Raw genomic sequence first — 12,389 nt, 5'->3', positions numbered from 1 at the left:
GGAAGGAAGGAAGGAAGGAAGGAAGGAAGGAAGGAAGGAAGGAAGGAAGGAAGGAAGGAAGGAAGGAAGGAAGGAAGGAAGAAGAAGAAACTACGCCCAATTCCCAATTCCCCATTCCCAATTCCCCATTCCCAATAACTAAGGACTAATCACTACTGACTCATTCACCTTTTTGGGTTTCCCAAAATAAGCTTGAAACACCTCTTTCGCGATCGGGGCTGCGGCAACAGAACCATAACCGCCATTTTCCACAACCACAGCGATCGCAATTTCTGGCTTTTCAGCAGGCCCGAATGCCACATACAGCGAGTGATCTTCCTGTCCGATGACCTCCGAAGTCCCTGTTTTGCCCGCCGTCAGCGGAATCGAACCGTCATTGAGTCCCTGTCCCGTACCCTCGGCAACCACCGCGATCAATCCTTCCTTAACCACCTGAACTGTTGAAGGTTTCATCCCCGTATGTACCCGTTGAGTCTCCGCTGTGCCAGTCATAGAAGTCAAAAGATGAGGCTTCACCCGATAACCCCCATTAGCGATCGAACTCACCATCACCGCCGCCTCCAAAGGAGTCACCAACACCAACCCCTGACCGATCGACATTGTTACCGTATCGCCCGCATACCAAGGTTCTTTATAAATTTTCTCCTTCTCCTCGGGTGTCGGGATTTGACCGTGACTGCCGCCGCTTAGCCCCAAAAGATTCAAATCCGTATCCTTGCCAATTCCCAAGCGGTGTCCCCATTTAGAAATTGGCTCTGGCCCCGTACTAATCCCCACTTGATAAAAAAACGTATTGCTGCTGAAAGCCAAAGCATCCCGAAAGCCGATGTCGCCGTAACCGCCGCTGTGTTCGTTAAAATCAATTCCCCCCACAGTAATGTAAGACGAAGTACCGAGAATTGAGTCCGGCGAAAATTTGCCCGACTCCAGGCCCGCGACGGAAGTCACAATTTTAAACGTGCTGCCGGGGGGATAGCCTTGCATAGCCCGATTCAAAAATGGATTTTGCGGATCTTGAAGAGTTTCCCACTCATCCTTAGTGATTTTTCGCGTAAACAGATTGGGATCAAAAGTCGGGTGACTGGCCATAACTAATACCGCCCCGGTTTTGACATCCAGCGCCACTACTGCTCCCCGGCGCTGCCCCAGGGCTTTTTCGGCTGCTTTTTGCATGGACAAGTCTATGGTTAGCTGCACCGCCTCACCGGGTTTGGGCGGTGTATCTCCCATCAGTCGCAATTCTTGATTTTGGGCATTTACCTCGATCAGCCGATCGCCCCAAACTCCCGCAATCTTCTGGTTAGAACTCGCTTCTATGCCCATCTGACCCACAATCATCCCCATAGGATATTCGGGATGATCTTCCAAGTCTGCTGCAGTAGCTTCGCCAATATATCCGAGAACATGAGCCGCCAAACTGCTTTCAGGATAATAGCGGTTCGCTTCGGGCCGCACTTCCACTCCCCGCATTTGTCCCACCTGTTCTGCTAGTGGCACAAACACCTCTGGCGGCATTGCTTGCTTGAGCCGCACCGGTCTATAGGATAGAGGATCGACCTCTTTTAATTTTTTTAAAATTTCTTGTGCCGGGATTTTAACCAGCGGGCTCAACTTTTCTGCTGTCGCTTTCCACTCTTCCGGCGTTTGTTCTTTCGGCCACAAATATACTGATCGAGCTAAATTGTTTGCCGCTAGCAAGTTGCCTTTGCGATCGATAATATGTCCGCGATTTGCCGGCATGGGTACTAGGCGAACGCGATTGTTTTCGGCTCGTTCCCGGTTTTGCTTTCCTTGTATCAGTTGTAATTCCACCAGCCGACTAGCGTGCAGGCCCAGCAAACCTGTTGCCACCAGCATTAACACGATCGCCCGGTGTATCGGACGCTCCTGTTTCTTAGGAGTTTCCGCCAGGGTTTTGTCAGGAGAGTGAAATGCTGAGATCGAATAAACTTGTCGTTGCATCATTCTATAGGTAGATGTCAAATCCTAGATTTTAGATTCTTGAATTGTCAATTGTGAAGTATACATCATCCAACCGGGGGCGATCGGGCCTTGACTCTTGGGGGAAGCAGAAGGATTGATCGTTAACTTTTGACTAATCATTAATAACTCATGACTGCTCACTAATCCCCCAAGCACCAAGAAATAGCCAGAAAAATCAAGGTCAGGCTCAGCCAATTAGGGAGGTGGAGCCAGCCCGATAGACCTATAGGTAACAATACCAAAGCCTGTGTCAATAGGGAACCGAGCGCCAACAGCAAGGCTAGGAGTATCAAATTTATCATCTTGACACCGTACAATTTCGGATATGAGTCGATCGCCTGTGGCAGAAATCCGAGTGGCACAAGCGAGCGCGATCGTACAGGGATTGTCCTGATAGACATAAGGAAGAGAAGCCAGGAAGTTTTGAACTAATTTAAAAAAAATTATTCTTCCTCCAGAGTTAGGATGATAGGGGCTGCGATGGGTAAATTCTGAGTTGTGATTTTAAGTTGTGACCGAGGAGTATTGCCATGTTGTTTAATCAGCGACCCAATTTCAAAAACGGTGCGCTCTTGGCTGCGATCGCCGCGATCGCCGCCCTACCAGTTTTAGCAGAAACAGCCAATTTCGGCACTTTAACTTTATCGCGAGGTTTTGCAGCCCCAACAGCAGTTTTGAGAGGTTCCACAGGCGGATCGTACTCTCTATCTGTCATAGCCAACGCCGATCGCCACAAAAACAAATGTTTGGGTTTTGCCACCCCAACTCCCGACCACATCATAGTCTTGCAACAAAACTTTTCAAAACTCACACTCCAAATCAACAGCGGAGGCAAGGACACAACCTTACTCGTACAAGGCCCCGGTAATGCGGTGCGCTGCGGAGACGATATAGGTCAGAATAAAGATGCTGGCATACTTGATTCAGACTGGCAAGCAGGCTCTTACAGGATTTGGGTAGGTACTGTCGAACCCGGAGTCAAGTCTAACTATACAATCTCAGTACAGGAATAAAACGCAGCGGCGCTGTTGGATGGAGACAATAAAATATCATCAAATTCTCCCCCAATCTCCCACTCTCCCACTCCCCCACTCTCCCCCTCTCCCAATCTCCCGATCTCCCGCCCACTTCCTCCATCCAGTAAAATGTAAAATCGAAAGTGGCGTGTTTAACCAAAATAGGTAACTCCGAAAGTGCTAAAGACTCTTAGAGCTGACTTCAGTATAATTTTCGATCGCGACCCTGCCGCTCGCAACTGGCTGGAAGTATTGTTTTGCTACCCCGGTCTTCAGGCCCTAGTGTTGCACCGCCTCGCACACTGGCTTTATGTGTTGGGACTTCCCTTCATCCCCCGCTTGATTTCCCACATTGCTCGTTTTTTGACCGGAATTGAAATCCACCCAGGGGCAACCATCGGCAAAAGCGTATTCATCGACCACGGTATGGGGGTTGTGATCGGCGAAACAGCGATTATCGGCGATTTTGCCCTAATTTACCAAGGTGTCACCCTGGGCGGTACTGGCAAACAAAGTGGCAAGCGTCACCCTACCGTCGGCGAAAACGTAGTTGTAGGTGCTGGCGCCAAGGTACTCGGCAATCTGCAAATTGGCAACAACGTTCGCATCGGCGCCGGTTCGGTCGTGCTCCGCGACGTACCATCTGACTGTACGGTTGTAGGGATTCCCGGCCGCATCGTCTATCGATCGGGAGTGCGCGTCAATCCCCTAGAACACGGCAGTTTGCCGGATTCGGAAGCTGTGGTAATTCGCTCTTTGCTCGATCGTATCGAATCCCTCGAACAGCAAGTAAAAAGTTTGCTTCCTCAAGCATCTGTCTCCTTAACTTCTGATCCCAATTCCCACAATTTCCACTCAGTATCAGAAGCTTTAAACCAAGCCAGCAATGTAGCCTTAGCCGAAAAAACACAGCTAGTTACAACCCCTAGCTGCAAGTTAAAAGATAAAGCAATTCAAGAATTTTTCGACGGCAGCGGCATCTAAAAATAGTTTTGAGTGTTGAGTTTTTCATTGGGAATTTTTCAACTTAAAACTTTCCTACTCACAACAGTCAACAGTCAACAGTCAACAGTCAACTGACTTCAAGGATTGACCGATCGCACAGACCAAATTCCCTCCCCGTCGCGCCGATAAAGCGATCGGTTTTGCGGTTCCCCCCGCAACTCCAACAAATCCACCGTTTCCGGTTCCAACAACAGCAAGCAAAAATTAGGCAGCGGCTCGATCGCATTTGGGGAAGCAGAATCAAAAGCGCTAGCCTCGGCTTTGTCATCCCCCGGCTGCGGCCAAGCAAACTGCGCTCTAGCCGCCTCAGAAAGCTCCTGCCAAGTTGTGCGGCGCGATGAGAACAACTCTGCCTCTGGATAATCGGCCCCTACCAAAACGAGCTTTCCAGCAATCCGAAATTGTTCACGAGTTTTCGGGAAATACCAGCAAATTTCCCCCCAAGGATAGAGGTTAATTTCCTCTGCCTTTTGACTGCGAATATCTGTAATAAACTTTAAGTGATTAGTATCTGCTAAAAAGCCTCGAAACACCACAGTGCGGTTGGCCGGACGCCCGGTGGCGCGAACAGTTGCTAATTGCAAGTAACGGGCATAAGCAAGACTGCGGTTGCGGTGGAGCGCGCGAGCTAAGGGCGATCGCCAAAGTGCTAAAGACATAATTAATAACCTATCATATTAGTCATTAGTCATTAGCCATTAGGAATTGGGCATTGGGTATTGGGCATTGTTAACCGTTGACTGTTAACTGTTAACTGTTAACCGTTAACTAATGACTACTGACTAATGACTAATGACTCTTCTTTCTGCTATTGGTAATTCTATGTCAAATTCACTCTCAAAACTCAAAACTATTGAAACTCCCCACAGTGGCTACCACTGGGACGGCAGTTCCCGCCGCTTTTTTGAAGGCTGGTACTACAGAATAACATTACCGATTCACGGACAATCCTTTGCATTCATGTATTCCATCGAAGATCCCAGAGGCGGTCAACCTTACAGTGGCGGTGCAGCTCAAATTCTCGGCCCGAAAGATAGCTATTTGTGTCGCACTTTTCCCAATGTAAATAAGTTTTGGGCGGATCGAGAAAGCTTAGGTTTCGGACATTGGGGCAAAACAGATTTACAAATTAAACCCCAATATTTAGAGCCGCAAGTATTCGACAGCCGCGTCGAAGAAGGCTATCAAGCTACTGCTCGTTTGAATCAAGGTTATCTGCACGATCCGGGAAGTGGCAGCCACTGTTTTTGGCAGTATGAAATCCAACCTATTTATGGCTGGGGCAACTCTCAGGAAATCCAGAAATCTACGGCGGGAATGCTATCTTTTCTCCCCGTATTTGAGCCAGGATGGCAAATTTTAATGGCTCACGGTTTAGCCACGGGCTGGATTGATTGGAACGGCCAACTCTACGAATTTAAAGATGCTCCCGCTTACAGCGAAAAAAACTGGGGCGGTGCTTTTCCGCAAAAGTGGTTTTGGATTAATTGCAATTGTTTTCAAGGCGAAAGCGATTTAGCTTTAACTGCTGGCGGTGGCAAGCGGGGCGTGCTGTGGTGGATGGAATCGGTGGCAATGATTTGTCTGCATTACCGAGGCAAATTTTACGAATTTGTGCCTTGGAATTCGCAAGTTAGTTGGACTATTCAACCTTGGGGAAGCTGGAAAATGCAGGCAAGAAACAGCCAATTTGAAGTTGAGTTAATTGGCACTACAAACAGTCCTGGTACTTATGTGCGAACTCCTACAGAAAAAGGCATGGCTTTTTGCTGCCGGGATACGACCCACGGCGAATTGCGCTTGCAACTGCGAGAGTTGTTGGGGGGAAATGTGGAAAAAAATGGCAAGCAGCGTTCTAGAATTATCTTAGAGGCTCAAAGTTCTTTATCGGGTTTGGAAGTTGGGGGCGGGCCTTGGGATGAAGTTTGGCAAACCAAGCAATTTTAGATTTTGGATTCTACAATTATCTCAATTCCGGTTGTATCAGAATCACTCATCTCCCTCTTCTCCTCCTCTGCGTTCTCTGCGCCCTCTGTGGTTAAATCATTCCGATACAACCGGAATTGACAATAATCAACCTTCAACATTCAACAGTAATTAATCTCATGTTCAAATCATTTTGTTCGCTATTAGTGCAATTTAACCACAGCCAGCGGTTCCCACAAACCTTAAAGCTAATTTTGGGACTAATTTTATGTTTGGCACAATCTTAATACCTGCGACAATTGCCAATGCTGGCGATTTGTCTCGCCAACCTGTCACCGAAATTAATGTTAGCTTGGGTAACGAAGCTGGAGCACTTAAAATTTTCCCCAATCTGCTAGAATTTGAATCTGGAAAACGCTATAAATTAGTGCTGAAAAATCCCAGTCAGGAGAAACATTATTTCACTGCCAAAAATTTTGCAGATGCGAGTTGGACTCAAAAAGTTGAAGCCGGTAAGGTGGAAATTAAAGGAAGTATTCACGAATTGGAACTTAAACCGGGCGCTGTAGCCGACTGGGTGTTCGTGCCGGTGAAATCGGGAAGCTACAACCTTCGCTGTACCGTAGCGGGACATACGGAGGGGGGGGATGATTGGCAAAATTACGATCGCCTCTTAAATCCTAGTTAATACATTAAAAGATTGACTAATTTTTGTGTAATAGGAAAACCAGTCTGACGCTCAAAATGTCTGAACATCGGACTAGGATTTGCTTCTAAAAATACATACTCACCGGTTGGCTTGAGACGCCAATCAATAGCAGTCCAGTCGAGCATAAATGCCTTTAATATTGCTAAACATTGTTGGTGAACTGATTCGGGCAAATCTATCGGAATTAGCTCGGACTCTAAATCTTCCCGAAAGTCCAAAGCTTGACTGCGAATTTCCGCAGAATAAACTGATTCACCAATCACATAACTGCGAATGTTTGTCCCAGGAATATACTCTTGTATTGTGATTGGAGAAATACTCAAAGCCAAGTCCAGCCGATTAGGTTCTAAATGTGCCTCTGTCACCAACTTGGTATGAGCGCCACCATAAACGGGCTTAAAAATTACTTTTTTCTGAGATTGGAAAAATTCCCTAACTTGCTCTGGATTGTTACTGATTAAAGTTGCAGGAATTGTAACTCCTATTTGCTTTGCCAGACTCAGTTGTAGGGGTTTTTCTTTATGAAATTGGTATGCCTGCCAGGAATTAATCCAGCGAGCCGGACAAGCTTGCATTAGCGATCGCACTGTACTCATGGAATCGTTCAATGCAACTTGCTGTTGATTTGCATCTTTTAAAGCTGGAACGCCAACACCGGAAAAATTGCGCCAAAATACACTGTGAATGTCTTGAAAATTCAACTGGCGACCTCCGGGTAGCGTCAAGCACCCTACCAGGGTATCAGGTTGCCAAGACAGACGTAACTGTCTTGGAAACAGATAGGTATCTAAGTAATCTACTTCTGCACCGGCTTGGGTTAGAGCATCTTTTATATGAGCAGCATGAGCATCTGAATCATTACCCAGAATTAAAATGTTCATGGGAAATTGTAAAATTAATAATGTGCTAAAATCAATGAAAAATATGAAAAGTCGCATCACTTGTTTTGAGAGTGTTGCAACTTTTTATATATTGAAAAAAAAACTGAAAAAAAACACTCGAATGAGGCTGAATCTTTGAAAGTCTTATTACATAAACAAGCGGAATAGTTCAGGAATTAGGCAAAATCTCTACCATTGTCGGCACGAATGAGATTACCAATAAATAGGGCCTCCACCGCCTTCAAACCAAGCTTTCGTGTAATATCCTCCACCCTCTTCACCTACAGCCATAGTGGTCATCGGAGGGTCAATGGGAATAGGCTTGGGAGGAAATCCTCCTCCTCCTTCACTTCCCGGACAGGGAGCTGAGATACACTGTATCTCACCACCACCTTCTTCACCTATAGCTAGAGTGGTAGCCATTAGTCCACCTCCGATGTGGGCGGCCTGTTCATCAGTTAACGTCTCTTCAAAATCCAAATCAATTGCTTCCAGATCAGCAATATCTAGATCAAAAGGATGATTCATAAAATTCTCCTACTTGAGTAAAAGATTAGGTGTATTGACACATAATCTAAATCAAGAGGATGAAGTGATGTTGCCATTTTGGCAAATTTGAAAGTAAGTATTGTAAATGTTAATTAAAAAATGTTAAGTAGATTCTAGCGGAGCCATTGTCAGTCCAGCACGGCTTAATTGCATATGATAAAGTTCTGCTTGCTCTTGCGGCCCAACCCAGACGGTGGCCTGGCCTTCGTTGTGGATTTGGTCGGCTAGTTTCCAAGCTTGATCGCTCGTCATCCCTGGAATGTATTTTGTCAAACATTCCACAACGTGCTGAAATGTGTTGAAATCGTCGTTGAGGACTATTACCCGATAGTTAGGATAAGGCTTGCGGGTAACTTGACTCGATCGAACGGGTGCTATGGTTGGTGAAGAGGTCATCGCGCGAACAGCCACTAAAACTACAAAATTCTTAAAAAAGTAACTTTTTCAACTCTATCACAATTTCTGAACTTTTAAACCGCCTATTGCAAATAGATCGACTTGGGCGATTTTTGAGGACGATTTTTCGATTTGAGATTTGAGGACAAAGAAACCGGGTTTTCAGGAAATTGAGGGTTTCTACCCACGATTTTGGTTGAAAAACCCGGTTTCTGGCTACTCGTTAGATGCAGTACAGCTTATCCAACTACAGTTATAGTCATTTCAAATAAATGTGAGACAGAGGTAAGATCATGATAAAATCGATAAAAAGAGTTAATTAGAAAAAAATGGCTTACAGTCTAGACCTAAGACAAAAAGTAGTCGATCATGTGGAAAATGGAGGGAGTACAACGAAAGCTGCCGCCATATTTAAGGTAGGAAGAGCAACAATTTATAGATGCAACCGGTAGGGAAGACCTTCGACCAACTCAGGTCAACCACCGTCAACGAAAGCTAGATTGGGAAGCACTCAAAAAAGATGTTGAAAAAAATCCTGAAGCAAGATTAGTAGAAAGAGCAAAAACTTTCAGGCGTCAGACCGAGTGCCATCTGCTATGCCTTAAAAAAACTGAAAATTACAAAAAAAAAAGAACTTCGCTATAAAGAAAGAAATCGAGAAGAAAGAATGAAATATTACAGAAATCTGAGAGAATTAATTAAAGTTTATGGCAGCAAAAGTCTTGTATTCATTGATGAGTCAGGATTTAAAGAATTGGAAGGTTCTGTTTGTGCCTGGGCCAAAAGAGGAAAGAAAGTCTATGGCGAAAGACCAGGAAAACGGGGAAAAAGAGAAAATTTAGTAGCAGGAAGAAGAAAAGGAAAGAAGGAATTAATTGCACCAATGCTCTTTATGGGTAGTTTGAATGCAGAAGGATTTGAAGGATGGTTATCTTTGTATTTGTTACCAGATTTAACAAGTCCATCTATATTAATTATGGATCATGCACCCATTCATCGTAAGACAGTCATTAGACTATTGGTTGAGGAGGCGGGTCATCAGATAATATTTTTACCAAAATACTCTCCTGACTTAAATGATATTGAGCATGATTTTAGTGCATTAAAGAGAGCTAAAATGTATGCGTCTCCTGGCACATCTCTTGATGAAGTTATTCGTGCTTATTGTGCAGAAAGAGTGTCTCATACTTATTTGAAATGACTATAACTCTCGATCGACTCCAGAAGTGTTGGTGTCAGAGTAGGCTTGCAGCAGAAGTTGCTTTAAATCTTCAATCAGCGGATAGCGGGGGTTAGCCCCGGTGCATTGATCGTCAAAAGCGCGATCGGCCATTTCCTCAACACGAGCAAAAAAGAAATCATCGCTGATTCCCTGACTGGCGATCGCCTCCTGAATCGTGCTAGGAATATCTACCTGACGCTTCAAATCTTCCACCGCTGCGATCAACTTCTCAACTTTCTCCTCTTCCGTCTCGCCGCCCAAATTCAGATAATCCGCAATTCGCGCATAACGCCACTTGCTGTTAGGATACTTATCCTGAGAAAAAATCGCTTGCTTGAAAGGAACATCCGTGGCATTGTAGCGAATTACATGGGAAATCATCAGCGCGTTGGCTAAACCGTGAGGAACATGGCAAGTTGCACCTAATTGGTGAGCCATTGAGTGACAAACCCCCAGAAAAGCGTTGGCAAATGCCATTCCGGCGATCGTAGCAGCATAATGTACTTTTTCCCGTGCTTTCGGATCGTTAGCACCATTTTTGTAAGCGCTAGGCAGATATTTAAACAGCAAACAAATCGCTTCTAAAGCCAAACCATTTGTATACTCAAAAGCCAACACAGAAACATAAGCTTCTAAAGCGTGAGTCAGCGCATCAATGCCGCCGTAAGCAGTCAGTTTCTTCGGCATATTCAGCGTAATTTCTGGATCGACGATCGCCACACTCGGAGTCAGAGCATAATCAGCCAGCGGATACTTAATCCCCGATTTCTCATCCGTAACAACCGCAAAAGGTGTAACTTCCGAACCCGTTCCCGAAGTAGTCGGAATTGCCACCATAATTGCCTTTGAACCCAAAGGCGGCAGTTCGTATACACGCTTGCGAATATCCATAAACCGCATCGCCAATCCTTCAAACTCAATTTCTGGATGCTCGTACATCAGCCACATTACCTTAGCAGCATCCATCGGCGAGCCGCCACCAAAGGCAATAATTACATCTGGATGGAAACTATTGCAGATTTCTAAACCTTTGCGAACAGTAACCAGCGAAGGATCGGGTTCCACATCGTAAAATGTATAGTGAGCAATGCCGATTTCTTCCAAACTATCTGTAACTTCCTTAATCAATCCCAATTCAAACAAAGGTTTATCCGTCACGATCAAAGCACGTTTCTTACCGGCAAGATCTCTCAAAGCTACAGGAATGCAGCCAGACTTAACATAAATCTTGGGAGGAATCCGGAACCAGAGCATATTTTCGCGCCGCTCTGCTACAGTTTTGATATTGAGCAGGTGATGGGGTGTCACGTTGACAGAAATCGAATTAAGTAGTTAATCAAAATTAATTACATAATTATCTCCAAATTCTTTAAGAATTATTTCGACAGATGAAACAAGAGATTGCCAGCTAGAGTAGGCATCTATTTCGAGCCATTCATATTTAATAAACCGCCACAAAATCTCAATTAAATTCAATTCAGGTGAATAAGTTGGCAATTCAAATATAGTTAAACCGCGTTCTTTCCATTCTTCAATTTTATCTAAAATGGCATTGCTAGTATGAATAGAAGCTTGATCTACCACAATAAATGTTGGCCGCTCTACTACAGCAAAGAAAGTATCTATACAGGCTATGATGACATCAGAATTAATGGTCTGCTCTGAAACGTAAGCATGAAGAATGTTTTGCCGATTCATGATTCCCAAGACATTTAAACGCTTAGTTCTACGACTATCAATTGACAAATATTCACCAATCTCTGGCCATCCATAAGGGACACAAGGGATGCCAGAAAAACCGGATTCATCTAAATAGTATAAATCAATTTTTCCCTCATCTTCTAGTTGTTTTAATTCTGACAATTTTTGTTTTTTTTCCTTGTATTCTATGGGGTCTGGCTTTCCCCCAACACCTCGACGCATCCTATGCCAACTCATGTTTTTTTTTAATTATTCTCTTAATCGTTTCCGTACTTATATTGATAGACTATTCTTTTTTGATTTTTTGTACTACTTGCTTTAATTGTTTTGGTGGCAATTTTACCCAGTCTTTAATTTGAGCAGATTCTGCCGAATTAAATATTTTTTTTCTACCTCTACCTGGTTTATTGTATAATCCGAGCATTCCCTGATGTTCCCATCGATTCAACCAGTTATACATGGTCTTATAACTAATTTTAAAAATTTTCATCAGTTTTTCATTTTTGAAATTTTGTGAAACCAAAATTAAAAACTGTGCTCTTTGGCGCACTTGATGATGTCTGCTTTCGCGATAAATTCGGTTTAGCAATTTCAACGAAAGTGGATTGATATCTCGAAGTAAAAACATATAAAACATCTTTGAATACAACTCGATATTTTTAGTATATCATATTAGTTGCTTTGTGTAATTAATTTTATTGAACTACTTATCGCCCCAGCTACCGCAACCGAGGTTGACAGCCATCACCACCCGATCGATATTTTGGGCGATGCTATTGGCGATCGCAAAGACCCGGAAACCTTAGAACACCGGATTTTGGGAGTAGCACGTCTCAGCAAACTCCACGGCACAAACGAAGCCGAATTTGCGCTCATCGCCAGCGATAGCTATCAGCAGCGCGGTTTGGGAACAGAATAGACCTCTTGCAAAAATCCTTTTCATCAGTTAATGGGACGGGCTCTCCGGCCCATCCCACAAGAAAAAATCACTCTTGTGGGAT

At 44.4% G+C, this 12,389-nt stretch carries 13 protein-coding genes and 2 pseudogenes; 8 read left to right on the top strand and 7 right to left on the bottom strand.

What is annotated here, in order from left to right; genetic code table 11:
• Window positions 1-138 precede the first annotated feature (138 nt).
• The gene (gene mrdA / locus QUA44_RS25450; RefSeq protein WP_333257136.1) at window positions 139-1,965 is read right to left on the bottom strand and encodes a penicillin-binding protein 2; all 1,827 of its coding nucleotides are present in this window, start codon (window positions 1,963-1,965) and stop codon (window positions 139-141) included.
• Between the two features lie 548 nt (window positions 1,966-2,513).
• Between mrdA and QUA44_RS25445 the strand changes: the two genes are divergently transcribed.
• Together QUA44_RS25445 and cysE are read left to right on the top strand one after the other, a co-directional pair.
• Entirely contained in the window at window positions 2,514-2,996 is a 483-nt protein-coding gene (locus QUA44_RS25445; protein ID WP_333257133.1) for a hypothetical protein, read from the top strand.
• Window positions 2,997-3,176: 180 nt separating this feature from the next.
• On the top strand, window positions 3,177-3,983 hold the full coding sequence (gene cysE / locus QUA44_RS25440; RefSeq protein ID WP_333255459.1) for a serine O-acetyltransferase: 807 nt from the start codon (window positions 3,177-3,179) through the stop codon (window positions 3,981-3,983).
• Window positions 3,984-4,081: 98 nt separating this feature from the next.
• Here the strand turns inward: cysE and QUA44_RS25435 are convergent, their stop codons facing one another.
• Complete coding sequence (locus tag QUA44_RS25435; protein ID WP_333257129.1) at window positions 4,082-4,663, bottom strand: Npun_F5749 family FMN-dependent PPOX-type flavoprotein; 582 nt, start codon at window positions 4,661-4,663, stop codon at window positions 4,082-4,084.
• 163 nt (window positions 4,664-4,826) lie between these two features.
• Here QUA44_RS25435 and QUA44_RS25430 point away from each other — a divergent pair, with 163 nt between their 5' ends.
• Window positions 4,827-5,951, top strand: coding sequence for a tocopherol cyclase family protein (locus QUA44_RS25430; RefSeq protein WP_333257139.1), 1,125 nt, complete (start codon window positions 4,827-4,829; stop codon window positions 5,949-5,951).
• A gap of 247 nt (window positions 5,952-6,198) precedes the next feature.
• A complete protein-coding gene (locus QUA44_RS25425; RefSeq protein WP_333257126.1) occupies window positions 6,199-6,618 on the top strand; it encodes a biphenyl 2,3-dioxygenase in 420 nt (139 codons plus the stop codon).
• On the opposite strand, the gene QUA44_RS25420 is transcribed toward QUA44_RS25425, so the two are convergent.
• The 3 genes from QUA44_RS25420 to clpS all read right to left on the bottom strand — a co-directional run bounded on the left by QUA44_RS25420 (window position 6,615) and on the right by clpS (window position 8,465).
• Window positions 6,615-7,520 carry an MvdC/MvdD family ATP grasp protein gene (locus tag QUA44_RS25420; protein WP_333257123.1) on the bottom strand — a complete coding sequence of 302 codons (906 nt, stop codon included), beginning with the start codon at window positions 7,518-7,520 and terminating at the stop codon, window positions 6,615-6,617. The two genes, QUA44_RS25425 and QUA44_RS25420, sit on opposite strands and share 4 nt — an antisense overlap.
• A gap of 213 nt (window positions 7,521-7,733) precedes the next feature.
• Window positions 7,734-8,048: a hypothetical protein gene (locus QUA44_RS25415; RefSeq protein ID WP_333309999.1), complete on the bottom strand. Its 315-nt coding sequence runs from the start codon at window positions 8,046-8,048 to the stop codon at window positions 7,734-7,736.
• Window positions 8,049-8,171: 123 nt separating this feature from the next.
• Complete coding sequence (gene clpS, locus QUA44_RS25410; protein WP_333257118.1) at window positions 8,172-8,465, bottom strand: ATP-dependent Clp protease adapter ClpS; 294 nt, start codon at window positions 8,463-8,465, stop codon at window positions 8,172-8,174.
• A 329-nt stretch (window positions 8,466-8,794) separates the two neighbouring features.
• Between clpS and QUA44_RS30800 the strand changes: the two genes are divergently transcribed.
• The 3 genes from QUA44_RS30800 to QUA44_RS30790 are packed head-to-tail and all read left to right on the top strand — an operon-like array spanning window position 8,795 to window position 9,666.
• Window positions 8,795-8,917, top strand: coding sequence for an IS630 transposase-related protein (locus QUA44_RS30800; RefSeq protein ID WP_445243641.1), 123 nt, complete (start codon window positions 8,795-8,797; stop codon window positions 8,915-8,917).
• A complete protein-coding gene (locus QUA44_RS30795; RefSeq protein ID WP_445243645.1) occupies window positions 8,901-9,110 on the top strand; it encodes an IS630 transposase-related protein in 210 nt (69 codons plus the stop codon). The genes QUA44_RS30800 and QUA44_RS30795 overlap by 17 nt, the downstream gene beginning before the upstream one ends.
• Window positions 9,111-9,132: 22 nt before the next feature.
• On the top strand, window positions 9,133-9,666 hold the full coding sequence (locus tag QUA44_RS30790) for an IS630 family transposase (protein WP_445243640.1): 534 nt from the start codon (window positions 9,133-9,135) through the stop codon (window positions 9,664-9,666).
• Here QUA44_RS30790 and QUA44_RS25400 read toward each other — a convergent pair.
• Window positions 9,667-11,013, bottom strand: a pseudogene (locus tag QUA44_RS25400) (iron-containing alcohol dehydrogenase); the annotation flags it as partial. It lies immediately after the preceding gene.
• 6 nt (window positions 11,014-11,019) lie between these two features.
• A pseudogene (locus QUA44_RS25395) lies at window positions 11,020-12,016 on the bottom strand (IS630 family transposase).
• A 48-nt stretch (window positions 12,017-12,064) separates the two neighbouring features.
• Here QUA44_RS25395 and QUA44_RS25390 point away from each other — a divergent pair.
• Window positions 12,065-12,307 carry a hypothetical protein gene (locus QUA44_RS25390; RefSeq protein ID WP_333257114.1) on the top strand — a complete coding sequence of 81 codons (243 nt, stop codon included), beginning with the start codon at window positions 12,065-12,067 and terminating at the stop codon, window positions 12,305-12,307.
• Window positions 12,308-12,389 lie beyond the last annotated feature (82 nt).

This window comes from Microcoleus sp. N9_A2 (genome assembly GCF_036701775.1).
Lineage (GTDB): Bacteria > Cyanobacteriota > Cyanobacteriia > Cyanobacteriales > Microcoleaceae > Microcoleus.
The sequence above is the reverse complement of the archived record's forward strand: the minus strand, read 5'-3'. Positions and strand labels throughout refer to the sequence as shown.